This window comes from Hymenobacter properus, from assembly GCF_015694735.1.
GTDB classification, from domain to species: domain Bacteria; phylum Bacteroidota; class Bacteroidia; order Cytophagales; family Hymenobacteraceae; genus Hymenobacter; species Hymenobacter properus.
In genome coordinates, this window is record NZ_JADQDP010000008.1 from 65608 (window position 1) to 91615 (window position 26008).

The 26008-nt window shown below is 62.5% G+C and carries 25 protein-coding genes; 15 read left to right on the plus strand and 10 right to left on the minus strand.

What is annotated here, in order from left to right; genetic code table 11:
- Positions 1–4: 4 nt before the first annotated feature.
- Both I2I01_RS22330 and I2I01_RS22335 read right to left on the minus strand, forming a co-directional pair.
- Positions 5–295: a hypothetical protein gene (locus I2I01_RS22330; protein WP_196288755.1), complete on the minus strand. Its 291-nt coding sequence runs from the start codon at positions 293–295 to the stop codon at positions 5–7.
- A gap of 10 nt (positions 296–305) precedes the next feature.
- The gene (locus tag I2I01_RS22335) at positions 306–650 is read right to left on the minus strand and encodes a hypothetical protein (RefSeq protein ID WP_196288756.1); all 345 of its coding nucleotides are present in this window, start codon (positions 648–650) and stop codon (positions 306–308) included.
- Positions 651–1950: 1300 nt separating this feature from the next.
- On the opposite strand from I2I01_RS22335, the gene I2I01_RS22340 reads away from it, so the two are divergent.
- The 3 genes from I2I01_RS22340 (at position 1951) to I2I01_RS22350 (ending at position 5266) form a co-directional block, all read left to right on the plus strand.
- Positions 1951–3093: a replication initiation protein gene (locus tag I2I01_RS22340; RefSeq protein WP_196288757.1), complete on the plus strand. Its 1143-nt coding sequence runs from the start codon at positions 1951–1953 to the stop codon at positions 3091–3093.
- Between the two features lie 137 nt (positions 3094–3230).
- Positions 3231–4055 (plus strand): DUF2971 domain-containing protein, encoded by an 825-nt coding sequence (locus tag I2I01_RS22345; RefSeq protein ID WP_196288758.1) that lies wholly within the window; start codon positions 3231–3233, stop codon positions 4053–4055.
- 347 nt (positions 4056–4402) lie between these two features.
- Complete coding sequence (locus I2I01_RS22350) at positions 4403–5266, plus strand: sigma-70 family RNA polymerase sigma factor (RefSeq protein ID WP_196288759.1); 864 nt, start codon at positions 4403–4405, stop codon at positions 5264–5266.
- A gap of 151 nt (positions 5267–5417) precedes the next feature.
- Here the strand turns inward: I2I01_RS22350 and I2I01_RS22355 are convergent, their stop codons facing one another.
- The 6 genes from I2I01_RS22355 to I2I01_RS22380 form a co-directional block, all read right to left on the minus strand.
- Positions 5418–6092 (minus strand): hypothetical protein, encoded by a 675-nt coding sequence (locus tag I2I01_RS22355; RefSeq protein ID WP_196288760.1) that lies wholly within the window; start codon positions 6090–6092, stop codon positions 5418–5420.
- Between the two features lie 49 nt (positions 6093–6141).
- On the minus strand, positions 6142–6828 hold the full coding sequence (locus tag I2I01_RS22360) for a hypothetical protein (protein ID WP_196288761.1): 687 nt from the start codon (positions 6826–6828) through the stop codon (positions 6142–6144).
- Positions 6829–6855: 27 nt separating this feature from the next.
- Positions 6856–8085 carry a hypothetical protein gene (locus I2I01_RS22365; RefSeq protein WP_196288762.1) on the minus strand — a complete coding sequence of 410 codons (1230 nt, stop codon included), beginning with the start codon at positions 8083–8085 and terminating at the stop codon, positions 6856–6858.
- A gap of 54 nt (positions 8086–8139) precedes the next feature.
- A complete protein-coding gene (locus tag I2I01_RS22370) occupies positions 8140–8559 on the minus strand; it encodes a hypothetical protein (RefSeq protein ID WP_196288763.1) in 420 nt (139 codons plus the stop codon).
- A gap of 36 nt (positions 8560–8595) precedes the next feature.
- Complete coding sequence (locus tag I2I01_RS22375; protein ID WP_196288764.1) at positions 8596–8733, minus strand: hypothetical protein; 138 nt, start codon at positions 8731–8733, stop codon at positions 8596–8598.
- Between the two features lie 247 nt (positions 8734–8980).
- The gene (locus I2I01_RS22380; RefSeq protein ID WP_196288765.1) at positions 8981–9892 is read right to left on the minus strand and encodes an ArdC family protein; all 912 of its coding nucleotides are present in this window, start codon (positions 9890–9892) and stop codon (positions 8981–8983) included.
- A 420-nt stretch (positions 9893–10312) separates the two neighbouring features.
- Here I2I01_RS22380 and I2I01_RS22385 point away from each other — a divergent pair, with 420 nt between their 5' ends.
- The 12 genes from I2I01_RS22385 to I2I01_RS22440 all read left to right on the plus strand — a co-directional run bounded on the left by I2I01_RS22385 (position 10313) and on the right by I2I01_RS22440 (position 24068).
- Positions 10313–10612, plus strand: a complete 300-nt coding sequence (locus I2I01_RS22385; RefSeq protein WP_196288766.1) for a hypothetical protein — start codon at positions 10313–10315, stop codon at positions 10610–10612.
- 53 nt (positions 10613–10665) lie between these two features.
- Positions 10666–11442, plus strand: a complete 777-nt coding sequence (locus I2I01_RS22390) for a DUF6577 family protein (RefSeq protein ID WP_196288767.1) — start codon at positions 10666–10668, stop codon at positions 11440–11442.
- Positions 11439–12554, plus strand: coding sequence for a nucleotidyl transferase AbiEii/AbiGii toxin family protein (locus I2I01_RS22395; RefSeq protein ID WP_196288768.1), 1116 nt, complete (start codon positions 11439–11441; stop codon positions 12552–12554). The genes I2I01_RS22390 and I2I01_RS22395 overlap by 4 nt, the downstream gene beginning before the upstream one ends.
- A 223-nt stretch (positions 12555–12777) precedes the next feature.
- Positions 12778–13104, plus strand: coding sequence for a DUF6660 family protein (locus I2I01_RS22400; protein ID WP_196288769.1), 327 nt, complete (start codon positions 12778–12780; stop codon positions 13102–13104).
- Positions 13105–13278: 174 nt separating this feature from the next.
- The gene (locus I2I01_RS22405; RefSeq protein WP_196288770.1) at positions 13279–17727 is read left to right on the plus strand and encodes a CusA/CzcA family heavy metal efflux RND transporter; all 4449 of its coding nucleotides are present in this window, start codon (positions 13279–13281) and stop codon (positions 17725–17727) included.
- Between the two features lie 48 nt (positions 17728–17775).
- Positions 17776–18957: an efflux RND transporter periplasmic adaptor subunit gene (locus tag I2I01_RS22410; protein WP_196288771.1), complete on the plus strand. Its 1182-nt coding sequence runs from the start codon at positions 17776–17778 to the stop codon at positions 18955–18957.
- Positions 18958–18978: 21 nt separating this feature from the next.
- The gene (locus tag I2I01_RS22415; RefSeq protein ID WP_196288772.1) at positions 18979–19311 is read left to right on the plus strand and encodes a YnfA family protein; all 333 of its coding nucleotides are present in this window, start codon (positions 18979–18981) and stop codon (positions 19309–19311) included.
- 37 nt (positions 19312–19348) lie between these two features.
- Positions 19349–21472 (plus strand): heavy metal translocating P-type ATPase, encoded by a 2124-nt coding sequence (locus tag I2I01_RS22420; protein ID WP_196288773.1) that lies wholly within the window; start codon positions 19349–19351, stop codon positions 21470–21472.
- Positions 21473–21501: 29 nt separating this feature from the next.
- Positions 21502–22182, plus strand: a complete 681-nt coding sequence (locus I2I01_RS22425) for a DUF305 domain-containing protein (protein ID WP_196288774.1) — start codon at positions 21502–21504, stop codon at positions 22180–22182.
- Positions 22183–22202: 20 nt separating this feature from the next.
- Entirely contained in the window at positions 22203–23006 is an 804-nt protein-coding gene (locus tag I2I01_RS22430; protein WP_230679270.1) for a ZIP family metal transporter, read from the plus strand.
- A 25-nt stretch (positions 23007–23031) separates the two neighbouring features.
- Positions 23032–23298 (plus strand): hypothetical protein, encoded by a 267-nt coding sequence (locus I2I01_RS22435; RefSeq protein ID WP_196288775.1) that lies wholly within the window; start codon positions 23032–23034, stop codon positions 23296–23298.
- A gap of 32 nt (positions 23299–23330) precedes the next feature.
- A complete protein-coding gene (locus tag I2I01_RS22440) occupies positions 23331–24068 on the plus strand; it encodes a DUF305 domain-containing protein (protein ID WP_196288776.1) in 738 nt (245 codons plus the stop codon).
- Positions 24069–24169: 101 nt separating this feature from the next.
- Here the strand turns inward: I2I01_RS22440 and I2I01_RS22445 are convergent, their stop codons facing one another.
- Together I2I01_RS22445 and I2I01_RS22450 are read right to left on the minus strand one after the other, a co-directional pair.
- Positions 24170–24775 (minus strand): TlpA family protein disulfide reductase, encoded by a 606-nt coding sequence (locus I2I01_RS22445; protein ID WP_196288777.1) that lies wholly within the window; start codon positions 24773–24775, stop codon positions 24170–24172.
- A 53-nt stretch (positions 24776–24828) separates the two neighbouring features.
- Positions 24829–25995, minus strand: coding sequence for an efflux RND transporter periplasmic adaptor subunit (locus I2I01_RS22450; RefSeq protein WP_196288778.1), 1167 nt, complete (start codon positions 25993–25995; stop codon positions 24829–24831).
- Positions 25996–26008 lie beyond the last annotated feature (13 nt).

A 26008-nucleotide genomic window follows, 5' to 3' on the forward strand; every position in this document is an offset into this window, starting at 1 on the left:
GGGGTTAAAGTAGCAGGAGAGAAAATTGGCCGCCCTGGTCCTCACGGGTGGCCCGCAGCGCTTCGCGGCCGATGGGGCGTACGGCCCGCACCAGGGCATTGAGCACGTCGAAATCGGCCTGGGTATCGATGCGCAGCCCGAGCCGCTCGGCCACTTCGGCGGTCAGGCCGTCGCAGTCGAGGCCTTTTCCGAGCTGCTGCATTAGCATTTCCACGTCGGTAATGGCGGCGATAACCCGGCTGCGGTACTGGTTCCAGCCCGGGTGGATGATGGTGGGGGCTTCGCTGGCACGCATCCGGCAGGGGCTACAGGTGGGTATCGTAGCCCGTGACCGAAGTGAACAGGGCCGGCAAGTCCTCCCCGTACACCATTTCAAAGGTTTGCTGGTTGGTAATGACCGGCTCCCAGTCGACCAGCTTCTGGTGGTAAAATTCCACCTTGTAGGTGTCGGTCGGCATAAGGGTAATTTTCAGCCGGTTCACCTGGGCCTGGTTGCGGCGCAGGTCCATTCGCAGCCAGGGGTTGGGGTTGCTGGCCGTCCGGCCGGCGGCCATGAGCTTGTCGGCCCCGGTCATCACGAGGAAGCGACGGCCCCCTAATTGCGATAGAATGATGTAAGCTTCTTCCACGACTTCGGGTTTGGTGCTCATAATCAAAAGGCTGTTTTACTGCGTTGCGGACACTAATTAAACGCAAAACAAGGCTTTAATGTTTCAATTTTGTTTAAATTAAAGTGTCTATTATTGATTAAATAAAAGGGCGTTTCCGTGCCCGTGTGTCTTTACCTGCTCACAATTCTCTTCAGGAAAACGGCCTAGTCGATTGAATCACCCTGCTAGTGTTCAATGCCCCTGTTGTTTCCGCTCTGGGCACCTAAATCTGCCAGGTATTGAGAGTATAAAACTGGTAAATGCAGTACAACAGCGTATGGTTAATTCTCTTAGCTAAGTAGCTGTTATTTTGTACCTTAATTGCGTTTAATAGGCAGTTTCACACCTAACTAATGATTCAACTTTATTAAAAATAAAGTGTCAAATTATGACGATTTAACCTGACCTCTTGGCACAGGCATTGATTTTCCCCTCTTGTTCATTTTTAAGGCAGCTTTTCAGCGCTTTTCCGGGTCACTATCACCATAATGGTACCCAGGGCTTAGTTTTTTCGGTTTTGAGGCAGGAATCGGTCAGCCGAACGCTATTGAGTGGCTACGCTGCTGTGGCCGTTGCTCTGGAAACTGTGGCCGCTGATGATTCTCTGAGCAGCTGATACTTATTCCAGTACCTTCGCAGTACAAGGCGCTGTCCTCAACCTGTAATAATAGTATAAAAAAGCAGAAAAGTGCAATCTCTGTTTTTTACCTTTTTAAACTTTGTTATTTGTTTCCCTTTCGCCCCTTGTGCCGTTGGAGTACATCCCTTCGGTTCTAAATGCCTTCGCCTGGTCGACAGACTAAATAGTAGTCTTTTACTGATTAGTTAAAAAGAACATACTAGTTTACTATAAGGAGTAAACGGCCAAAAGCTAAGTTCTGGACAGGTAAAAGCTAAGTTCCGGACAGGTACTACTGTTGCAAAAGCTAAGTTCTGGACAGGTTTTCGCCATCAAATAGTAAGTTCTGGACAGGTAAAAAGTAAGGTTTGGACAGGTGGGTTATCCACATTGCTCCGCCGGTTTCAACAGCTGCTGCGGGTTGCCAAACGGAATAAACTAAGGTTTGGACAGGTCCGTGGCTCGGGCAATTGGCTCCTGGATAGGTGGCGTTATAGCTGCGCTGGGTGAATAAACTAAGGTTTAGACAGGTGGTACTGGTCACGTCAATGCCCGCCTCGCTGGCGGGTAACCGGGGGCGGGCTACGGCAAAAGGTAAGGTAGGCGAAGTGGCACCTTACCTTTTTAGCTGTTTTGGTATATCTTGCGTATGCTTCCCACCGCTACCTGCTGCTTAACTCCATGGCTGATAAACGTATCTCCCGCGTCCCGGCGGCTCCGATGCTGGAGCTGGACCTCAAGTACGAACCCGAATACCGGGGGGAAGTCAAGCAGCACTGGAACGTCACCTTTGCCCACCAGAAGAAGATTTCGGTGTACGGCAAGCGCATCATGGCGCGGGTGATTGACCAGATTCGGGACAACGACTACCAGCTGCGAGATTTCTATCAGCTGCACATCTCCTCCATTCTGGAGGGCACCGACATTGAGCCGGAAACGGCGTATTCGAAAATCAAGGGCGCGCTCTATGAGTTGGCCGACGTGAAGTGGGAGTTTGAGAGCATCGAGAAGAAGGAATGGTACTTCCGGCACCTGCTCGACACCACCCGCGAGCAGCGTGTGGGCTACAAGGACGGCATAATCACCATCCTGCTCAACCCGCAGCTGGCCCCCTACTTGGTGAAGGCGGCCCACTTCAGCAAGTTTCCGCTGCACGGCTACATGAACCTGAAAAGCTGGTACAGCATGCGATTCTTCGAAATCCTGGCTGCTTGGCAGGACAAAGGCTACTGGGAAGTGCCGGTGGAAGAGTATCGGCAGTACATGGACTGCTGGTACGAGTACGACAAGCGCGGGCAGGTGAAGAAGGGCAAGACCGGCAAGGCGCTGATGAAGTACCCCAACACCATGCTGCTCATCGCTAACACCATGAAGGAGCCGGAAAAGGAGCTGGCCGGCACCGACTTCGAGTTCACTTTCACCCCCATCTACGAAACCACCCGGCCCACCCGGGGCCGCAAGAAGATTATCCGGTTTCGGTTCGAGTTGAAGAAGGGACCGACGCTGAAAGACATCCCCGCGTCCTGGCTGGAAAACGCGGCCACCGGCAGCATCATCGCCCGGCTGCGCGACTGGAAGGTGACCGATGCCAACATCGTCAAATACGCCCCCATCCTCAAACAGGAAGGTGCGCTGGAGCTGCTCAAGGCCTGGGAGCTGAAGAACCGCTCCAACCGGCACATTGATGACAAGCTGCGCTACTGCAACGCGGCCTTCGTGCGGGCCGGCAAGCAGGCGCTGGAAGACGCCAAGCAAGCAAAAATCGACGCCAAGAACGAGGCGGCCGAGGCCAAGCTGATTGTGCAACAGGCGCTGAATTTATAAGCCCTTTACTAAAGCTTAGTTGGTAACGCTTCAGTGGTCCACGTTTAGAACTGACACTCGGAATTCTACCAGTTAAACCACTGATAGCGAGATATTTTATTGAGCATTGCAGCACACCTACCCCGATAATTCAACCCATGGCGATTTTTACTAGGCAGACATCACTTGATAAAATTGAGTTACCGGACATCGTATACAAGTATCGGTTTTGGGATGATTCTCATCCTTTTCACAAAACCATCCTAACGAATCAGGAGGTCTTTTTTGCTTCGCCCCTGACATTCGAAGACCCTGTAGACTGCAAAAACCTGACCCGGTATGACCTGCTTACAGACGATGAAATTTATAAGCGGTATTTAACCGATTCCTTAGAACGGCATCCGAATTTCACTCCTGAGCAGCACAAAGCATTTGCTGTTCACTGGTTTGAGAAAAGCCCACTGAGGGACAAAGCATCAGTGAGGGAATACATGGAGCAGATGTTTGTGCAATTATGCAATCGGTTTGGTGTCCTGAGCCTTACGGAAAAGAATGCGTTACCCGAAATGTGGACGAAATACGCTGGCGGCCATACGGGCATATGCGTAGGCTTTGACTCCAGACTTACATTCAGTTTTTTTGGTGGCGGCGGGAAGGTCAACTACTATGAAACGTTGCCTATAATTTATCCAAGTCCTCGGCACTCAATCGAAGAGCAGATAGTAACCCAGGTTTATTCCAAGGAAGAAAAATGGGAATTCGAACAAGAATACAGAGCGCAGAAGCTATTCTTCACGAACAACGCAACTAATTCAGATAGAACGATTAAGCTTCCAAAAGCAGCCATAAAAGAAGTTATATTCGGTGCTTTGATGCCAGACAACGAAAAACAAGCACTGACCACCTTAATAGCAAGTGAGTTGCCTCATGTGATGATGAGGCAATCGTCTTTGAATGCCAACGGCTCAATTACGATTAGCTGAGGTGCTATAATCCTAATTTACAGTACGACAGTCGCTAGGTATCAGGCAACGGTTTATCAGGGCCTTGGATAAACGTTTGGTGCAAGCGTTAAATGATTGGGTTGCTTAAGCCTACTTCTGGGTGTGTCCCCAAGTCCTTCCCTGCAATCAGTGAAGCGGATTCGGCTGCGATGCCGATTCTAGGGCCTCCCAGCCCCGGCAGTTACCTGACTGGACCGGGAGTTTTCTCGCGCCGTGAACCTTTCCGCAGGGCGGCATCTTGATACTTATTGGACCCGGCCGCAGCGCCCAGCGCCGGGGGCGGGTTCTTCCCGTTTATAAACCAAAACAAGAAGTACCGTTACCGCATGAGACAGCTCAAAATCAGCAAACAGATTACCAACCGCGAAAGCCAGTCGCTGGACAAGTACCTCCAGGAAATTGGCAAAGTGAGTTTGGTGTCGATAGACGAGGAAGTAGAGCTGGCCCAGCGCATTCGCGAGGGCGACCAGATGGCCCTCGAAAAGCTGACCAAGGCCAACCTGCGTTTCGTTGTCTCGGTGTCGAAGCAATACCAAAACCAGGGCCTGACCCTGGGCGACCTCATCAACGAGGGCAACCTAGGGTTGATTAAAGCAGCCAAGCGCTTCGATGAGACCAAGGGCTTCAAGTTCATCTCCTACGCCGTGTGGTGGATTCGCCAGAGCATCCTGCAGGCCCTGGCCGAGCAGAGCCGCATCGTGCGCCTGCCCCTGAACCGGGTGGGCTCGCTCAACAAAATCAGCCGCTCGTTCTCCGAACTGGAGCAGAAGTTCGAGCGTGAACCCTCGGCCGATGAGATTGCCGAGCTGCTGGAGCTCAGCACCACTGAGGTGACGGACACGCTAAAAATCGGGGGCCGCCACGTCTCAATGGATGCGCCCTTCGTGCAGGGCGAGGAAAACCGCCTGCTCGACGTGATGCAAGATGAGGGCGCGGAAAGCCCTGATGCCGGCTTGCTGGACGACTCCCTGCGCCGGGAGGTCCAGCGGGCCCTCTCGACCCTGACCCTGCGCGAGGCGGACGTCGTGACGCTCCACTTCGGACTGAATGGTCACGCGGCGCTGACGTTGGAAGAGATTGGCGAGAAGTTTAGCCTGACCCGCGAGCGGGTCAGGCAGATTAAGGAAAAAGCCATTCGCCGCCTCAAGCACACCACCCGCTCGAAGGCCCTGAAACCTTACCTGGGCTAGCACTGCGGCTTACTTGATGCCCCATTCAGTAGTAGGGATGTTGTTAAACAACACGGTGGTTTCTCCTTTTGTAGGCGGCCACCGGTCCCCGAGCGAAAGCGCCCCGGTCAGCTGACCGGGGCGCTTTCGTTTAGCGCTCAGGCGGGCGAGGCTACCGGCCCTGGGCTTGTTTCCTGGCGAGCATCACGCTACCCACCATCGGGGCCATCTCGGTAGCGCAGCTGAACATACCCAAGTTGAGCATAGTGGGCTTAGGGCCGTACAGGTGCTGCATTTGCTTGAACAGCTTTCCGGCCTGCTTGGGGTCGGCATCCAGCCAGTGTGCCACGTCGGCCACGGTGACGAGTTGGCCAGCCAACAGGAATTCCATGTTCGGGCTCAATTCCGCGAAGGGAGCCGGCTCGGGCTGGGGCCGTAGGCTCCGGTATACCGCGTCCTCGTGCTCGGGGCGGGGGTCGGTGGTTATCCACGTATCCGCAGCCTCGGTGCCGTAGCCCTTCACCCTGGCGGCCGTGTAGGTGCTGGGGGCCATATTGCTGCCCGCTTGGCGGCTAGCCTCGGCCACGAGCTGCGGGCTGGTCAGGAAGTCATAGCCGGCCGGAAATTGGTACGGTAGGCGGTGCTGGCAGCTTAGGCGCAACTCGCCCAGCAGATTGCGGCAAGCGCCATTCATCCAAACGGCCTGCACCTGGCCATTAATGCTGGAAAACTCGCGGATGGGCGCGGCCGTGTCGGCGTTGCGGGTGCTCATGTGAACGTAAGCGCCAACGCGAAAACCTTGGGCAGCGGCTTTAGCCGTGATTTCCTGGGGGGTGGGGTAAGCCATAACAAAAGGGAGAAATGAGCTGCTGGTTTTGCAGTTGTAAAACGATAGGCTACGCGGCCAACTCTGCCGACGCGGCCGTGGTGTTGGCCTCGCTCATGGGGTGATGGGTACCCTTTGCGCCTTCGTAGAAGTAGTGCCACTGCGTCTGGCCGTAGTTCAGGCGGTCCTTGTACAAAGCCAGCCCGCTAACCGTGTGGGCCGTGTGGGGGCTGAAAAAATGCACCTGCTGCCCCACCAGAAACCCGGGGGCCGGGTGCCGCTTGCCAGTGCCAGTGCTCACGTAAGCGAGCTGGCCAACGATGCTGCCCACGGCCTGCCCACGCCAACGCAGCTCGTCCACCGGGCCAGCCGCGGCCCGCTGCTTCAGGTACTCGACTTCGCGGGCCTGGTCGCGCAGACCGATGGTAGCCGCCAGCAAGGCAATGGCCTGCTCAGCGGTATCGGCAAAATATATCCGGTCGCCCTCCGCTGGTAGCAGTACCTCAAACTTGCCGCTTAGCACCTGCTGGGTGTTCGGATTGACGTAATTAAAGCCCTGGTGGGTGTTTTCAGAAAGCAGCTCGTACTGGCCCGCGTCGTCGCTGTGGCGGTCGTTTACTTTAATGGCATAGTGGTAGCCATTCCAGTAAATGGCGGTCACCACGCCCTGCACGTCGCGGTAGCGGGTACTGCGGACGGTGGCCCCAATGGCAATGCGGCCGGCGTGGGTTTCGATGGCGGGGAGGTTCGGTAGCATAAGATTTTGCAATTGTAAAAAGTGGGGTTAGTCGCGCTGCTCATCGGCCGGGTGCTCCGGGTAGTCGGTGCTGTCCTGGTTGTCAGCCAGCTCGTCGCCCTCCTGGGGCGGGTACTCCGGAATCCAGTCGCCGTGCTCGGCCGGCCCGGGCTCCTGCCCGTTGGGGGTGAAGTCGAAGGCATACTGCGCCTGCACCTCGGCCAGAGTTAGCGGGGTCAGGTTGGGGTAATTGGGGCCGTAGTGAAAGCGGGGCTCGGTTTCCACGTAGTACTGCCCGTCGGGCTGCTGCCAAAGCGTAACCCGCCCATTGCCCTCCCCTTCTTCGGCCGTGGCCTTGCGGCCCGAAATGTAGGCGTAGCTATCGAGCGGCAGCTGGCCCAAGTCGAGCTGTACCCGCTCCCACGGGCACTCCCCACTGCCGCCCATCTCTTCCTCAAAAGCTACCCACGTCCGCCACTCGTTTTTCTCCACGATGCGGCCCCGGTACTGCTCGCCCTGCTCCTTCATCACCTCAGCCAAGGCACTCAGCGTGTCGTACTGGTCGAAGGTGTAAGGCACAGCGGCGGGGACGCGGAACGGGCCGGGGAACTGCTCGGTCAGGTAGTCCACCTGGTCCGCCGTGCCGGCGCGGAGGGCGAAAAGCTGCGGCCCCTTGCGCTCGTGGCTGGCCTCGTGAACCTCTAGGTAGTGGTGCTCAGGAATTTCCTGCCAGTTGGCCGGGTCAGCCAGTTGAGCTGCGTCCTGCCGGTCCGTGCCGGTGAAAGCTTCCACCTCATAAAAGCCGTAGTAGTCGGCCAGCCCACCGTACACCACCGTAATGCGACCGGTGTGCAGGTGGCGGTAGTAGAGCGGGGCCGGAATCACCCGGTACTCCTGCGAGCGGATTTCTACCACTTCGGGCACCTGGGCCGGCGCTGCCGGGCCGGGCGTGTAGGGCTCCAGCTCCCGGCCGAAGAAATTCCCCAGCGTTGCGCCGTGCTTCGCCAGATGCTTGGGCATCTTATCCGGCTGACAAAGCACCCCCAAATAGCCTTCGGCGTGAAAATACGCTTTCACCTTGGCCGGGCCGATGCTGTTCATGTGGACATGAACGCGGGCACCGATGGCGGGCACCTCGCCCCGGCCCGACCATTGCAGGCCGGCCGGTAAGCCGGCGCGGGTGGGAAATCCTACCCACTGCGGGCACTGCTGCGGGTCGCCGGCCCAATCGAGGGGGCTGATTTGGGGCTGCTTGGCGGCGGGGGCGGGAGTTATCATATCGAAGGGGAAAGGGGAAAGGGGAAAAGGAGTAGGAAGAAGATGAGCCGGGGGCTAGGCGGCAAGGGCCAGCTGGCTGCCGAATACCACGCCGGCGCGGGGGCTGCTGCGCTTGCGCCGGCTGGCGGTCCTGGCGTGGTGGGTGGTTTCGGTAACCAGTCCCAGAAAGCCGGCGGCGTGGGTGTAGCCTTTCACCTCGGCCCGCTCCTGGTGGCCGTCGCGGTTCACCGTTACCGTGGCTCCTACCGCTGGCACGGGCTGCTGGGCCGACCAATGCAGCCCACCGGGCAACATCGTTAAGCGGGGCGCGGCCTCGAACTCGGGCACCGGGTTGGTTAGCTGCTCGGCGGCATCCTGGCGGGCTTGCCAGGCATCCTCGCGGGCCTGACGTTTGGCGGCGTTGGCAGCGCGGAGCCGGGCTAAGCGGGCGGCGGGAATGCGGCGGGCGGGGCGAGTGGCAGGAGCGTTTTTCATACTGCGGCAAGGGGAATGAAGTGAGAAATGAATCGGCTAGAACCAGGGGGCGGCTTCCCAAGCGGCCAGCTCGGCGGCGGATACTGCCGGCAGCACGTTAGCGGCTTCGTCGGCAGGGTCGAACCGGTCGGCCCACACCTCGCCGGGGGCTAAGTCAAAAGCTTCGTCAACCATGGATAAAGAGCTGTTTTATCGTTTGTTGCTTATACTTATTAAACGCAAAAACCGGTATTAATGTTTCAATAATATGTAAATTAAAGTGATAATTATTGACTATTAAAGCAGCCACTAGGAGTATTGCAATGGCGGATTTTTCCCTTTTGTACCGCTTTAGCAGTTGTCTTTTTGCAATTGCAATCTCCTTTTGTTTCCCGCCCCGGTGGCTGCCCGACGGAATGGCTCCATCGGGCGGCCGTTGGCCTTACTGCGGCGTGGCTTCGGCACTGGGGGCTTCCTCCGCTTCGTAGCTGGGCACAATGCCCAGAATGTGGTTGGCGGCTTTCTGGCCTTGGCTAGCGGCGGAAATAATTAGCTGTTTGTCGTTGCGCAGGGCTTGCAGCCAGTTGGCTAAGTAGCTGGCGCTGCTGGGTTCGGTGCGGGTCAAGTCCAGCCCGGCCGCGTGGCTCAGGAAGGAGGCCCCCAACTCGGCCACCAGTTCTTCCTTGGCGTAGGTTTCGCTGCCAAAGGCGGCTAGTTCGGTGAGCGTGGCCCGGTCCAGCCGCTTGGCGTGGCCGGTGGAGTGAGTCAGCTCGTGAAACAGGGTGTGGTAGTAGTCCTCGGCCGTGTGGAAGTCGCTGGCCTCGGGCATGGTCACGGTGTCGGTGCTGGTGCGGTACAGGGCTTCGCTGCCCTTGTGCAGCACGCGGGGGCCACCCACGTAACCGGCCAACACCTGCTCAGCAGCCTGCTCGGGCGTGTGCTCGCGGCTGGGCAGCTCGGGAAACGACCACGCTACGCCGTCAATCTGGGCCACGTTGAACACCGTGGAGTATTTGAGAAACGCCTTTTTCTTCTCCTCGCCCTTGCCGTCCTCCTTCTTAGTTACGGTGAAGAACACCACCGGCATGCCCTTCTCGCCTCGGCGCACCTGCCCGCCCAGCTCCTTGGCTTGGTTGTAGGTCAGGAAATAGGGGTGCTCATACTCCAGCATCCCCAGCAGCAGGGCATTTACGCCCTGATACACGTGCTTGCTGCGGTAGTTGCGGGGCGCACCATGGGCGGCGTTCCACGGCTTTTTCCACGGGGTCACGCCGTTCTCCAACGCCAGAATAATGCGGTTGGTAATGATTTCGTACACGTCGGGGCGGGGAGCGAAAGGAGCGGGCTTTTTCATGACTTAACAGGTTGGTTTTATGCTTGCTGCTTATACTATTTAAACGCAAAAGTCCGCATTAATGTTTCAATAATATGTAAATTAAAGTGTCAATTACTGCGCTTTATATCACTGCATTTGGCATGGATTCTGATTTTCCCCTTTTGTTCTGTATTCGCTCTTCTCAGGCATAATCGGCCGCTTCTCCTTGATGCGGCAACGGATTGGGCAGCCGGCTTTTCCTTTGGTTCGCGAAAGGGATGGGAGGGGTGTAGTCCGCAGGACCGCAGGCCCCGCCGGAGCCCCGCACAGCCCGGCCCGGAGGGGTTCGCCCAACTGCCCTTCGGATGCAGTCGTCATCCCATCGCTCACCACGAGCAATAGCGCTCCATTTGTCACTTGTGGCAATTATTTCAGCTACCCGCTGCCCTCTTTCAATTGATGACTTCTACCAGCCAAGCTGCTTACCAAGCGCTACGGGATTATCTGAACTCGCTGCTCCTGCCCACCTGCCCCGAGCAGCCCCTGGCGGCGGTACCCATGGCCCTGCGGCCCGAGTTGGCGGCCTTCCTGCGCGGCAAAACCGGGTATGAGGACAAAACCGGCCGGCCAATGATTTACGCAGCTGACCTGGCCGCCTGGGCCCGCGATTTGATTCAGGGGGCAGGCCTGGCCGCTCCCCTACCCTTGGCCACGCTGGACCTGACCGCATTGCGAATGGCCACCCAACGCCAGGCTTAAAAGCAGCGTGAAAGGTATGCCACTTATTGGCTTTTATTGGCGTATCTTGCAGCATGCATTCGTCTGACGAGCACTTCCTGGCAACCGTAGAGGCTCAGCTTCCTGATTGGTTCGGCACTCAGCCCGTGCTTTCCCGCAAGGAGCTGCTGGCGCGGGTGGCCACGCTGAACCCGACGCTTAAGCAGGCCACGCTCGACGTGTACCTGCACCGGCTGACCCAGCGCAACCAGCTGGCGCACGCGGGCCGGGGCGTGTATGCCCTACCGGGTGGGACTTCGGGAGCCGACTTCACCCCGACGATGCCACCGGAGCTGGCGAGCCTGTGGCAGGCAGTGGCGACCGAGTTATTCCTAAGCAGTGGCTGCGCGTGGACCACGCAGTGGCTGAACGACTTCGCCACCCACCAACTGATGCGCACGGTGCAGCTGGTAGAAGTGGAGCCGGAGGCGTTGCAATCAACTTACTACGCCCTGAAAGACCGGCTGGGGGGGCGCGTGTTTTTGCAGCCCGATGCCCGCGTGCTGGAGCTGTACGTGGCCGAAACCCCCGACGCCGTACTGGTGCTGCCGCTGGTGAGCCGCGCCCCCGTGCAGCGCGTGGCCGACGTGCCCGTGCCGCGCCTGGAGAAGCTGCTGGTGGACCTGCTCAGCGACCCCACGCTGTTTGCGGCCTACCAGGGCGAGGAACTGCGCACCATTTACCGCACGGCCGCCCGCCAGTACCGGCTCGATGCCCGCACCCTGTTCTCCTACGCCAAGCGGCGGGGCAAAGCGCCGGCCCTCCGCGAGCTGCTGCTGGCCGTGGGCCTCTCTTCGCTGCTTCCCGCATGATTACCACAACTTCTTTTACCCGCGAGTGGATGATGGACCACTGCCGGCAGCGCCCCGGCCTGGACCCTTCCATTCTGGAAAAAATGATTCTGGCCCTCACCCTGGTTGAACGGTTGGTCGAAACCGGGCTGCCCTTCACGTTTAAGGGCGGCACCTGCCTAGTGCTCGTGCTGGGCCAGGCCCGGCGCTTTTCCGTGGACGTGGATTTGGTTACCCAGGCCGAACTGGCGGCCATTGAGGCGGCCCTGACGCAGGTTTGCGCGCAGCCACCGTTTCGCTCGTTTGCCTACGACGCCACCCGCAGCCACAAGGACGATGTGCCGCGGGGCCACTACTACGTGTTCTACGACTCGGCCCTGGACCAGCAATTACTGGCCGAGCACCCGCAGCGGTCCATCGCCATCGATTTACTGTTTGAGGAGCACAACTACCCGCAGGTACTGCAAGTGCCGGTGGCCTCCCCGTTCCTGCACCAGGCGGGCGAACCGCTGCGCGTGGCCGCGCCGAGCGTCGAATCCATCGCCGGCGACAAGCTCACGGCCTTTGCCCCGCGCACCACCGGCATTCTCTACGGCAAGGGCAAGGAGTTGGAAATCATCAAACAGCTCTTCGACGTGGGCGTGCTCTTTGACCAGGTGCAGGACGTGGCCACCGTGGCCGAGTCGTTTGCCGCCACCGTGGCCAAGGAGCTGCGCTACCGCCACCTGGCTGAAACAAGCGCGGCCGATGTGCTGGTTGATGCCCTGCAAACGGCCCTGCTGCTGGCCCAGATGAAGCTTAACCGAGCCCCGGCCAAGGAACTGGCCCCGGCCGAGCTGCGCCGGGGCATTGCCGGCTTCCGCAACTTCGTTATCGACGGTGCGTTTCGCGAAGACCAGGCCGTGGCCGCCGCCGCCCGCGTGGCTTATCTCGCGGCACGATTGCTCACCCAGGACTATTCCCCCTTGCCCCGGCCAGTGCCCGGCGCTGACCCGCGCACCTTCTTCGTGCCGCATCCCGACTTCAACTACCTCAACAAGCTGCGCTCGGTGCCGGGCGACGCGCTGTTCTACTGGCACCACACGGTGGCCCTGCTGGAAGCGCACGGACGAATGGCGTGGCTGGTTGCGTAAAGCCAGGCGCGCCAAAGCTGGTTGAGCCAGAGTTCCATGCCCTGAAGCAGAGCCGGGTGTTCATGGACTTCACGCGGGGCCAGCACGGAAAATCCCTGACTTATCAGCTGTCTGCGTCGGTGCCCCGTACCTAACGAGAGCGCCCCTTTTGGTAAGTTGCGCGGTAAGTGCCCCAGCCCAAAATCCCGGCTCGTTCACCCGGATTCGCTACCTTTGCCCGCACATGCGCCTGCTAGCCCTGTTTTTTGCCTTCTACTTCGCCTGCCTCTCGTGCCTTTCCTGCACGGACGAAGTACCCGTGTGCAAAGACCAGCAGCAAACCACCGTGGCCGCTTCGCACTCCGATTGCGGGGCCGGCGCGCTGGGTGACTGGTGCTCGCCGCTGTGCCAGTGCCACTGCTGCGGCGGGGCCGTGATGCCCCTGCCCCTAGCAAACCAGGTGGCGTACTCGCCGCCCGCCGAGTGGGCCACCAGCCTTCGGCACGGCCGGCTGGTCGTGGCTGCCCCGACGCGGGCGCTCGGGTCCGTGTGGCAGCCGCCCCAGGCCTAACCCTTCCCCTTTTTTCCTGCTGACCACCTTCTTCGGGTGGCCCGTCGCCGCGCGTGACGGGCGATTTGGCGCTTGGCGCTGAATCGGTTATGCCCCTTTTGCTCCCGCCGCTAGTGCCGGAGCCAGCGGGCCGCAGGGTTTCACGGAAGCGTTAGACCTAACCCCAACCAGCGGATGTTCGACCGGCTGATTCATTTTTCCATTCACAACAAGCTCATCATCGGGCTGCTGACCCTGGCCCTGGTGGCCTGGGGCGGCTACTCGCTCAGTCGGCTGCCGATTGACGCGCTGCCTGACATCACCAGCAACCAGGTCGTGGTCTACACGGTAGCTCCCTCGCTGGCCGCCCAGGAGATTGAGCGGCTGGTATCTTTTCCCGTGGAGCAGGCCATGGCCACTATCCCCGGGCAGGTCGAGGTACGCTCCTTCTCGCGCTTCGGCCTCTCGGTGGTCACCGTCGTGTTTGAGGACCAGACCGACATTTACTGGGCCCGCACCCAAGTTTCGCAGCGGCTGCAGGAGGCCGAAAGCCAGATTCCGGCCGGCACGGGCCGCCCCGAGCTAGCCCCGCTCAGCACCGGCCTGGGCGAGGTGTACCAGTACCTGGTGCGCGCCAAGCCGGGCTTCGAGAAGAAGTATAACGCCACCGAGCTGCGCACCATTCAGGACTGGATTGTGCGCCGGCAACTGCTGGGCACGCCCGGCGTGGCCGACGTGAGCAGCTTCGGCGGGCTGCTCAAGCAGTACGAAGTGGCCCTTGACCCCGAGCGCCTGCGCTCACTGGGCGTCACGGTCAATGAGGTGTACCAGGCCGTGGCCAGCAACAACCAGAACGCCGGCGGGGCCTACCTCGACCAGAACCCCACGGCCGCGTTCATCCGCACCGAAGGCCTGGCCACCTCGCCAGCCGACATCGGCAACATCGTCGTCCGCAGCACGAGCACCGGCCTGCCCGTGCTCGTGCGCGACGTGGCCGAAGTACGCTACGGCGCGGCCGTGCGCTACGGGGCCATGACCCTGAACGACCAGGGCGAAGTGACCGGCGGGCTGGTGCTCATGCTCAAAGGGGCCAACGCGGCCGAAGTCATCAAGGACGTGCAGAAGCGCATGGCCACCATCCGCAAAACGCTGCCCGAGGGCGTGAGTGTCGAGCCCTTTTTGGACCGCTCGAACCTGGTGGACCGCGCCATTCATACGGTAAGCAAGAACCTGCTGGAAGGAGCCCTGATTGTGGTGTTCGTGCTGGTGCTGTTTCTGGGCAACTGGCGCGCCGGGCTGGTGGTGGCCTCGGTCATTCCGCTGGCCATGCTCTTTGCCGTGAGCATGATGCGCCTGTTCGGCGTGTCGGGCAACCTGATGAGCCTGGGCGCAATTGACTTCGGGCTGATTGTGGACGGGGCCGTCATCATCGTCGAGGCCATCATTCACCGCCTGCACGGCGGGCAGTTGCAGGTGCCGGGCAACCGCCTGAGCACCGAGCAGATGAACGACGAAACCTACCACGCGGCCAGCAAAATTCGCTCCTCGGCCGCGTTCGGGGAAATTATCATCCTCATCGTGTACCTGCCGCTGCTGGCCCTGGCCGGCATCGAGGGCAAGATGTTCCGGCCCATGGCCGAAACCGTGGCCTTCGCCATTCTCGGGGCGTTTATCCTGAGTTTGACCTACGTGCCGATGATGTCGGCGCTGGCCCTGAGCCGCTCGACGGAGAACAAAAAGACCTTTTCCGACCGGATGATGGACTTTTACACCCGCCTCTACCACCCGCTGCTCAAGGGGGCGCTGCGCCACCAGGCGGCGGTGCTGCTCACGGCGGCGGGCCTGCTGGTGGGCGGCTTTTTCCTGTTTCGCACCCTGGGCGGCGAGTTCATCCCGACCCTGAGCGAAGGGGACTTTGCGGTGGAGATGCGCGTGCTGACCGGCTCCTCGCTGAGCTACACCATTGAGCAGGCCCAGAAAGCCGGCGGCATCCTCAAAAAGCAGTTTCCCGAAGTCAAGGAGGTCGTGGCCAAAATCGGGGCCGGCGAGATACCCACCGACCCCATGCCGGTGGAAGCGGCCGACCTGATGGTTATTCTCAAGGACCAAAAGGACTGGACTTCGGCCGACAACCGCGAGGCCCTGGCCGATAAAATGGCCCAAGCCCTGCGCGTCATACCCGGCGTCACCTTTGGTTTCCAACAGCCCATCCAGATGCGCTTCAACGAACTGATTTCGGGCGCCAAGCAGGACGTGGTACTGAAAATCTACGGCGAGGACCTCCAGCAGCTGGCCGACTACGCCCAGCAGGCCGGCCGGCTCGTGCGCCAGGTGCAGGGGGCCGCAGACGTGTACGTGGAGCAGGTGACCGGCCTGCCCCAAATCGTGGTGGCACTTGACCGCAACCGCCTCGCCCAGTTCGGGCTGAACGTGGCCGACGTGAACCGCACGGTGCAAACGGCTTTCGCCGGCGAAACGGCCGGTCAGGTGTTCGAGCAGGAGCGCCGCTTCGACCTCGTGCTGCGCCTGCGTCAGGATTTGCGCAAGGACATCAACAGCGTGCGCCGCCTCTTCATCGCCGCCCCCAACGGCCGCCAGGTGCCCCTGGAGCAGGTGGCCAATGTCGAGCTGCGCGAAGGCCCCAACCAGATTCAGCGCGACGACGCCAAGCGGCGCATCAGCGTGGCCTTCAACGTGCGGGGCCGCGACGTGGAAACCGTCGTAAAGGAACTACAGGGGAAAATAGACCGGCAGCTCAAGTTCGCCCCCGGCTACTACACCACCTACGGCGGCCAGTTCGAGAATCTGCGCCAGGCCACCGACCGCCTGAGCGTGGCGGTGCCCGTGGCGCTGGTGCTGATTTTCGTGCTGCTGTTTTTCACCTTCCGCTCCTTCAAGCAGTCGGTGATGATATTCACGGCCATTCCGCTCTCGGCCATCGGCGGCATCGCGGCCCTGTGGCTGCGCGGCATGCCGTTCAGCATCTCGGCCGGCGTGGGCTTCATTGCCCTCTTTGGCGTGGCCGTGCTCAACGGCATCGTGCTCATCGGCTACTTCAACCAGCTCAAGGCCGAAGGCGTGACCGACCTGATGGAGCGCATCCTGCGCGGCACCGAAGTGCGCCTGCGGCCGGTGCTGATGACGGCCACCGTGGCCTCGCTCGGCTTCCTGCCTATGGCCCTGGCCCAGTCGGCCGGGGCCGAAGTGCAGCGCCCGCTGGCCACCGTGGTCATCGGCGGGCTGGTGTCGGCCACGCTGCTCACGCTGCTGGTGCTGCCGGTGCTCTACGCCCTTTCGGAACGCGTGAAAGCTGGCGGACCACCGGTTGAATCGCCGCCCGAAACCATCCCGACGGTCCCCGCGAAGAGCCTGCCCGTGGCCCCGGCACTGCTGTTGCTACTGCTCGGCCTGCCCCTGCTGGGCCGGGCGCAGGGTCCGCTCACCGCCGCGCAGGCCGTAAGCCAGGCCCTGCAAACCAATGGCACGGTGCTGGCCGGCACCCGGGCGCTGGAAGCCCAGCAGGCCATTCGCCGCACGGCCTACGACTTCGGCCGCACCACGCTCACCGGCAGCTACGGGCAGTACAACTCCCTGAACCGCGACAACCAGTTCACCCTCACCCAGTCGCTGGCCCTGCCCGGCGTGTACCGCAGCGCCGCCGGCCTAGCCGACGCCCGCATTGCCGGCCAGCAGGCCCAGCTGGCGCAGGTGCAGGCCGACTTGCGCCGGCAGGTGCGCCTGAGCTACGAGCAGGCCGTGCACGCCCGCCACCGCCTGCGGGTGCTGCGGGGGCAGGACAGCCTCTACTCAGAATTTCTGCGCGCGGCCAACCTGCGCTTCAAAACCGGGGAGACCGCCCGCCTCGAACCTGCCACGGCCCTGGTGCAGCAGGGCGAAATCCGCACCCAGCTGCGGGCGGCCCGCACCGACTTCCGGGTGGCCCAGCGCCAACTGCAGGCGCTGCTGCAAGTGCCGGCCGCCGTTGCCCTGGCCGACAGCGTGCTCCGGCCGCTCGCGCTGCTGGGGGCCGCCCAGCTGGCCGACACTACGGCCCCGGCCCTGGCCGACACACTGCTGAAGCTTACCAACCCGCAGGCGCGGGTGCTGGCCCAGCAGGTAGCCGAGCGGCGGGCCGAAACCCGGGTGGCGCAGGCGGCCGGGCTGCCCGAGTTCACCGTGGGCTACTTCAACCAGAGCATCATCGGCTACCAGCGCCTCGACGCGGCCGGCACCGAACGCTACTTCGGCGGGGGCTCCCGCTTTCAGGGCGTGCAGGCTGGCGTGGCCGTGCCGCTGTGGCGGCGGCCCCAAAAAGCGAGGGTGCAGGCCGCCCGCCTGCAGGAGCAGGTGGCCCAGGCCGGCTACGAGCGCTACCGGGCCGAGCTGGCCGGCCAGCTCGATGAGCTGCTGCTGCGGCGCACCGAGCAGCAGCAGCGCCTGGCCTACTTCGAAAGCACGGCCTTGCCGCAGGCCACGGTCATCACCCGCCTCTCGACCATTGCCTACAAAGCGGGCGAGACCGGCTACTCCGAATACCTGCTCAACCTGGAGCGCGCCCGCCGCCTGCGCCTCGACTACCTCGACGCGCTGCTGCAACACAACCAGACCGTTATCGAGCTGGAATACCTGCTGGGCAGCCAGTAGCCCGGCCCGCGCCGCGCGCCGCCTTTTCCCTTCAACTTCAGAATCATCATGCGCTATATCCCCCTCTCCCTGGTGCTGCTCAGCCTGCTAAGCGGCTGCGGCTCCCCGGAAGCCCCCACGGAAAAAGAAGAAACGACCGCCGCCGCCCCCGGCGGGGAAGCGGCCGAGAAAGGCCCCGCCGACCGCGTCACGCTCACCACTGCCGAGCAGCAGGTGGGCGGAGTGCGCCTGGGCAGCATCACCCAGCGCCCCATGAGCGGGGGGCTGAAAGTGAACGGCGTGCTCGACGTGCCGCCCGAAAATCTGGTATCGGTCAGCGCCCCGCTCGGTGGCTTCGTGGACCGGACCGACCTGCTGCAGGGCTCGCGGGTGCGCGCCGGCCAGGTGCTGGCCGTCATCCGCAACCCCGATTTCGTGCAGCTCCAGCAGGACTACCTCGAAACCCGCAGCCAGCTCAAACTGGCCCGCGCCGAGTACGAGCGGCAGGGCGAGCTGTACCGGCAGGAGGTCGCGCCCCAGAAGAACTTCCAGCGCGCCCAGGCCGAGTACGAGGCTCTGCAAGTGAAAACCAACGCCCAGGCCGCCCGCCTGCGCCTGGCCGGCCTGCCCATCGGCGGGGCCATCGTGAGCACGGCCACGCTGCGCGCGCCCAAGGGTGGCTTCGTGAAGGCCGTGAACGTGAGCATCGGCCAGAGCGTGACGCCCACCGACGTGCTGTTTGAAATCGTCAACCCCGAGCACCTGCACGTGGAGCTAACGGTGTTTGAGAAGGATATTCCGCAGGTGAAAGAGGGCCAACTGGTGCGCTTCTCACTCGGCAACGACTCCCTCAGCCGCGAGCGCACCGCCCACGTCTACCTCATCAGCAAGTCCATCAGCCCCGAGCGCACCGTGCGCATCCACGCCCACCAGGACCGCGAGGATGAGCAGCTGCTGCCGGGCACCTTCGTGCGGGCCGTTATTGAAACCAACCGCGTCACCGTGCCCACGCTGCCGGAAAAAGCGGTGGTGCAGTACGGCGCCCAGTCCTACGTGTTCGTGGCCGCCGATTCGGCCGCCGCGGCCGGCCGGGCCACCTACCGTCTCGTGCCCGTGACGCGGGGCGTGAGCGAAGACGGCTACACCGAGTTTCACCTGCCGGCGACCGAACAGGGCAAACCGCTGCGCTTTGTCGTAGAGGGGGCTTACGCCCTGCTCGGCAAGCTCAAAAACGCCGAGGAGGAAGAATAAGACGCTTTTGCCTTCACGCCCATGCTTCACCTGCTCAAACCGCTGCTGATTTTCTTCCTGGCTGGCCTCTGCGAAATCGGGGGCGGCTACCTCATGTGGCAGTGGCTCAAATCGGACCGGCCGGGCTGGATGGGGGCCGTGGGGGCAGTCTTGCTCATGCTCTACGGCTGGGTGGCCACCTGGCAGCCCACCTCGTTTGGCAAAACCTACGCCGTGTACGGCGGCATTTTCATCGTCATGTCCATCGCCTGGGCCTGGTACTTCGATGGCTTCCGGCCCGACCGCTTCGATGTCATCGGTGGGGTTGTCTGCTTCGTGGGTATTGGCATTATCCTGTTCTGGCCCCGTGCCTGAACCGGTAGATTTCTCTTTAACATTCTGACCGACTTTCATGCCTGACCCATCATCCGACAAGCTCAACGAAGAGCTGAACACCGCCAAGCAGGTGCAGCCCGAAAACGTGGGCGCGCTCAGCCGCGACCAGCTCACGCCCGAAGCCGCCGCCGCGCCCCAGGGCCACGACGTGCCAGGCCACGACCACGCCCCCGCCGACGACGAGAACCACGCCGGCCATGACCACGACCCCGGTGAGTTGGACATGGACGACGACGAGCACGACCACGGCCCGGCCGGCGACAACCCCTACCTGGTGCCGGGCATCAGCTTCGCGCTGCTGCTCATTGGCATCGCGCTGGACTACTATAAAGTCGGCCTTTTCAGCGGCTACGTGCGCCTAGCCTGGTACGGGCTGGCCTTCGTGCTGGTGGGCTGGAAGGTGGTGAAAGCCGCCGTGCTCAGCATTCCCAGCGGCAACATTTTCAACGAGTTTCTGCTCATGAGCCTGGCTACGCTCGGGGCTTTCGCCATCGGCGAGTACCCGGAGGGCGTGGCCGTGATGCTGTTCTACACCGTGGGCGAGCTGTTTCAGGACGCGGCCGTGAACCGCGCCAAGCGCAGCATCCGGGCCCTGCTCGAAATTCAGGCCACCGAAGTGACGGTGGTGCGCGGCGGTAAACCGCTCGTGCTCGACCCCAAAGCGGTGCAGGTGGGCGACGTGATGGAAGTGCGACCCGGGGAGAAAGTGGCCCTCGACGGCACGCTCAATACCACGGCAGCCAACTTCAATACGGCCGCGCTCACCGGCGAGTCGGCCCCGCAAACCAAGCAGCCCGGCGAGGCGGTGCTGGCGGGCATGATTAACCTGGAGTCCCTGATTCAGGTGACCGTGACGGCGGCGTTCAAGGACACCAAGCTCTCGAAAATCCTGGCCATGGTGCAGGACGCGGTGGGCCGGAAGGCCAAGACCCAGCAGTTTATCACCAAGTTTGCCAAAATCTACACGCCCATCGTGGTGGGGCTGGCCGTGCTGCTCATCGTGGTGCCCTACTTCGTGGTGAACGACTACGTGTTCCGCGACTGGCTCTACCGGGCGCTGGTGTTCTTGGTCATTTCCTGCCCCTGCGCGCTGGTTATCAGCATTCCGCTGGGCTACTTCGGCGGCATCGGCGCAGCCTCGAAAGCGGGCATCCTCTTCAAGGGCTCCAACTTCCTGGACGTGCTGCGCGAGATTGACACCGTGGTGATGGACAAAACCGGCACGCTCACCCAAGGGGTGTTTGCCGTGCAGCAGGTGCAGCCGGCGGCCGGCACCACCCCCGAGCAGCTGCTGCGCCTGGTGGGCGCGCTGGAAACCAAATCAACCCACCCCATTGCCAAGGCGGTGGTGGCCCACGTCGGGGCGGCCGCGACGGGGGTGCCCGTCGATAACGTGGAGGAAATCGCCGGACACGGCCTGCGCGGCAAGGTGGATGGCCGCGACGTGCTGGCCGGCAACACCAAGCTTCTGGCCAAGTTCAACGTGGCCTACCCGGCCGAAGTCGACCAGGTGGTGGACAGCATCGTGGTGGCAGCTGTGGACGGAAAATATGCCGGCTACCTGACCGTGGCTGACGCCCCGAAAGAGGACGCGGCCCGCGCCGTGCAGGAGCTGAAAGCCGACGGCATCAGCAAGGTGGTCATGCTCTCCGGCGACAAGGACAGCATCGTGCAGCGCGTGGCCAAAGAGCTGGGCATCACCGAAGCCCACGGCGGGCTGCTGCCCGAAGACAAGGCCCGCTACGTGCAGCAGTACCTTACCGAGGGCCGAAAGCTGGCCTTCGTGGGCGACGGCGTGAACGATGCCCCCGTGGTGGCGCTGGCCGATGTGGGCATCGCCATGGGCGGGCTGGGCTCGGATGCCACCATCGAAACGGCCGACGTGGTGATTCAGACCGACCACCCGAGCAAGATTGCCACCGCCCGGCGCATCGCCCGCGCCACCCACAACGTGGTCTGGCAGAACATCTGGCTGGCCTTTATCGTGAAGGGCATCGTGCTGGCGCTGGGGGCCGGCGGCGTGGCCACCATGTGGGAAGCCGTGTTTGCCGACGTGGGCGTGGCCCTGCTGGCTATTCTCAACGCCGTGCGGATTCAGCGCATGGACTTCACCAGCAAAGCAGTAAGCGCCAAACCATAGGCCATCAGGCACTCACTGAAGCACGAAACATGAAGCATCCCCCCTTTTTACTGGTCCTGTTGCTCGGTGTCAGCCTGTTCATCGGCAGCTGCAACTCCAAGCACGACACCGATGAGCACGAGCAGGAAGTGCACGCTGGCGAGAAGCCCAAGCCGGCTCCCGTGGCCGCGCCCCCGGCCCTGGGCGACACCTTGCGGCTGCTGGCGCAGCAGCTCGATACGGTGCGCCGCCTCGGGTGCTGGGACGAGGACTTTGCCCGCCTGATGAGCGTGCACCACGCCGGCGCCCAGCGCCTGGCCGCGGTAGAAGTTGCCCGTGGTAAAGACTCGACTCTGCGCGCCCTGGCCCAGCACGTGCTCAAGGGACATGAGCGCGACAACCACGTGCTGGCGCTGGCCCTGACCCGGCAGCCGCCGGCGGGCCAGGAGTACCGGCCGGGCAACCTCAAAGACCCGTTTGTGCGCCGCATCTCGGCTGCGCTGGCTCCCCTGCGCCAGCCGCCGCCCCTGCCCGGCACCGTCGATGTCGATTTTGCCACGCTCATGCAGGTGCACCACCAAACCGGGGTGGCCCTGGCCCAAACGGAGCTGTCCTTTGGCAAGGACGCGGAGGTAAGAAACGCCGCCCGCCAGATTGTGCGCGATGAGCAGGCCGAAATTAAGCAGTACCAGCGCTGGCTCAAGACCCACGCGGCAACTCCTATTCCCTAACACTTTAACCTGCTGCTTCTATGCTGCTTACGATTCCCACCGCTGTCACGCCACCCTGGTCCACCATGCTGGGCTTCTCGCTGCTGCCGGCCGTGGTCATGATTGCCGGCGCCGCCCTGGCCGTGTGGCGGGCCCCGGGCCCGAAGCTGCGCAGCGCCATTCTGCACTTCGCGGCGGGCGTCATCTTCTCGGTTGTGGCCGTCGAGCTGCTGCCCGACATTGTGCAGCACCACGCACCCTACGAAGTGGCGCTGGGCTTCGGGCTGGGCGTGGCCACCATGCTGGGGCTGCGCTACTTCACCCAGCGCCTCGAAAAGAAAGAGGAGCCCGGAGAAGCCGGCAATGAGCCAGCGGCTGGCACTGACGCTACAGCGCTCCCCGGCGCGGCCTCCCTGCCCTGGGGCCTGCTGGTGGCCATCGGCATTGATATTCTCATCGACGGGCTGCTGCTGGGCATCGGCTTTGCGGCGGGCGCAAAGGAAGGCACCCTGCTGGCCATTGCCCTCACCATCGAGCTGCTGTCGCTGGGCCTGGCCACGGCCATTGAGTTGCGGCAGGACGGCCACGGCAAGGGCCGGACCGTCGCGATTGTGGCCGGCACGTCGCTCATGCTGCTGGTCGGGGCGGGCATCGGCACCACCGTGCTGCGTGGGGCCACCGGCAATATGCTGGAAATCGTGCTTTCCTTTGGCCTGGCCGCGCTGCTGTTTCTGGTCACCGAAGAGTTGCTGACCGAAGCGCACGAGGAAACCGAAACCCCGCTGCTCACGCTGGCCTTTTTCGTGGGCTTTCTTCTGTTTCTGATTCTGGGCATGGTTGCCTGACCCACCCTTTTCGAATACGCTACGCATGCACACCGCCAAAATTGACCTGACCCTGAAGCCCACCGGCCGCCACCTGGCTTTCTCGAAGGAAATGCTAGAAGTCGCCCACGTCTTTCGCCGCGTTGGGGGCGAGGCTTCCACTTGGCAGCGGGTGGCTGTCAACGCCCGCTCACCCTTCCTTGACACCGACACCTTTGCGCCCGGCACCTTACTGGAATACTACGTGCAGCATGAAACCCAGCAGGGCGAGCCGGAGGCCCGCAGCCACGTAGTCAGCACCACCGTGGCCTAATTCCACTGGTTCAGCGCCTCCGTATTATCACTATGCCGCCCACATTCACCTTCCTGTACCGTACAGCATATCCCGTGCTGCTGGCGGGCGGCCTGCTTCTGGGCAGCTGCCGCAGCGGCCCCGAGGAGACGGCCGACGTTCACGAAGCTGGCGCCCCCGCCACCATGATGGCGGCGCTGCACACCATGGCCGCGCACTCCAAAGCTCTCCCGCCGGGTACCGACCTGGACCTGTACTTTGCCCGGCTCATGCGCGAAAACCACCGCGCAGCCGTGGCCATGTCCGCACTGGAACTGCAGCAGGGCCACGACCCGGAACTGCGGCGCATTGCGCGGGACATTCACCAGGCCCACCAGCAACTCATTTTCGGCCTCGACTCGGCCATTCGGCGCATCCGGGCCCAGCCCCCCGCGTTTCCCACGCACACCATGCAGTCGGACGAGCTAGCGGAATTGCTGGAGGCGGCCACCAATGGTCTGCATCCGGCGGCCCATCGCAGCATCGCCAAGGTAGAAGCTGGCCCCGACTCTCTCAACCACCACCACACCCCCAAGCAGGAAGATGCCGGCACCGGTAGCATCGACCACGACTACGCTGCCCTGCTCATACCCCACCACCAGAACTCCATCACGCTGGCCCACGCCGAGCTGGAGCTGGGCCGCGACGAGGGTCTGCAAAAAATAGCCTTTCTTGTCCTGAAAGACCAGCAGCGAGAAATTGAACTGGTGCAGGTTTGGCTTCGTCAGCATCCTAACCAAGCTAAGCCTTGATGTTGGCGTTACCCTTGCAGGGTATGTCCCTGGCTAATCAGCTTCCGGCGACGTTCCAATGGCTCACCTCTGAGGAATTCCCCACGGGTGCGTCCGATGGGTTAACGCGCCGACTTCGCCAGCTTATCCAGCGCCGCTTTGAACTCGGGCGTGTCGTACTCGGCCATGCCGTCGTGGCGGGCCGCAACCTGCCCGTCGGGGCCGAGGATGACGGTGGACGGGATGGAGTTGGAATCGAAGGGAGCGGGCAGGTCGCCGGTGCGCAGGTACACCGGGAAGGTGTAGCCCTGGGCCTGCACAAACTTGCGGGCTTTGGCCGCGTCGTCGTCGAGCGAGAGCATCACGAAGGCCACTTTCGACTTGTCAACTTTCTTGTACAGCGCTTCAATGCCGGGCATTTCGGCGCGGCAGGGCGGGCACCAGCTGGCCCACAGGTTCACGAATACCACCTTGCCTTTCAGGTCGCTCAGGTTGACGGGTTTCCCGTCGAGCGTGACCATGGGCAGGTTGTGAGGGTAGGCAGCGCCGCCGGTGAGCACCACCGGCATAGCGGCGGCGGGGGCCGTGGCAGGCACTTCGGCTTTCCAGAGGCCGGTAGCCAGCAGGCCGCGCTGCACGCCGCCGAGCACGATGGGCCGCAGGGGCGTGAACATAACGAGGGCGAACAGGGCCAGCGGCAGCCAGGAGGTGAGGGTCTTGCGATTCATGGTGGGGGAGTTTTAAAAGCGGGACAAAGTTAATATGAACAAAGTTTCATTTGTTAAGCGCCGGCGGGTTTTGGCTTCGCCACGGTGACGGGCTGGCCGTCGGCCACCTGTTCGGAGGCTTCGCGCAGCAGCGCATCGCCGGGGGCTAGCGGGCCGAATACTTCCACCGTGTCGCGGCTCAGCAGCTGGCCCCGGCGCACGGGCACCCACTGGGCGCGGCCGTCGTGCACCCGGATAACCTGGCTCTGCTTAGGCTGGTCGGGGCGGGCAAACACGGCGGCCGTGGGCACCGCTATTGACTGGGCCGCCGTGGGCAGGGCCACCAGCACCTGGGCGTACATGCCGGCCTTGAGCTGGCCATTGGCATTAGGCACGTCCATTTCCACCAGCTCCGAGCGCACCGTTTGGCTGAGGCGGTCAGCGTTGCGGCGGTACACGCCCATGAAGGTGCGGCCCGGAAAGGCCGGCACGGTGAACGGCACTTTCGCCCCCGGTTTCAGCCACTGGCCGGCGGCGGCTTCGGGCACGGCCACTTCCAGGCGCAGGGTCTGGTTGTTTTCGAGCGAAAACATCGGCGCGGCGGGCTGGCCGCCGCCCGGCCCCACCAGCGCGCCGGCCGACACGTTGCGGGCCGAAATGACGCCGCCGAACGGGGCGCGCACCACTAGGTAGTTGCTCAGCTCGCGGCTGGCCTGCCACTCAGAATAGGCGGCCTGCACGCCTGCCTGGTCACCCTGCATCTCGGCGCGGGCGCGCTCCAGGTCGTTGGGCGAGATGGTGCCCGGCTCCTGGCTGGTGCGCAGCAGGCGGTCGTAGCTGGCCTTGGTGCCGGAAAGCTTGGCCTGCGCCGCCTGCCAGCGCGAGCGGGCGCGGGCCAGCTGGGCGGCCAGCTCGGGGGCTTCGAGCACGGCCAGAGTCTGGCCTTTGGTTACGCAGGTGCCCCGGTCCACCAGCACTTGTTTCACGAAGGCCCCCACGCGGGGGAAGATGTCGACCTGCTCGAAGGGCTTGAGCTCGCCGGGCAGGCGCAGACGCCGCACGGCCGGCGCGTCGGTCAGGGTAAAGGTGGTGACGGGCGCGGCCACCGGGGCCGCCGGCTGGGCCGCGGCATCGGCCTCGGCCGGGCCATCGGAAGAGGAGCAGCCGGCCAGGGACAGGCCGGCCGTCAGCAGGGCCGCGCCCCGGCGCAGCATTGTAGGAAGATTTAGGAAATCAGGCATGAGCGATACAAAA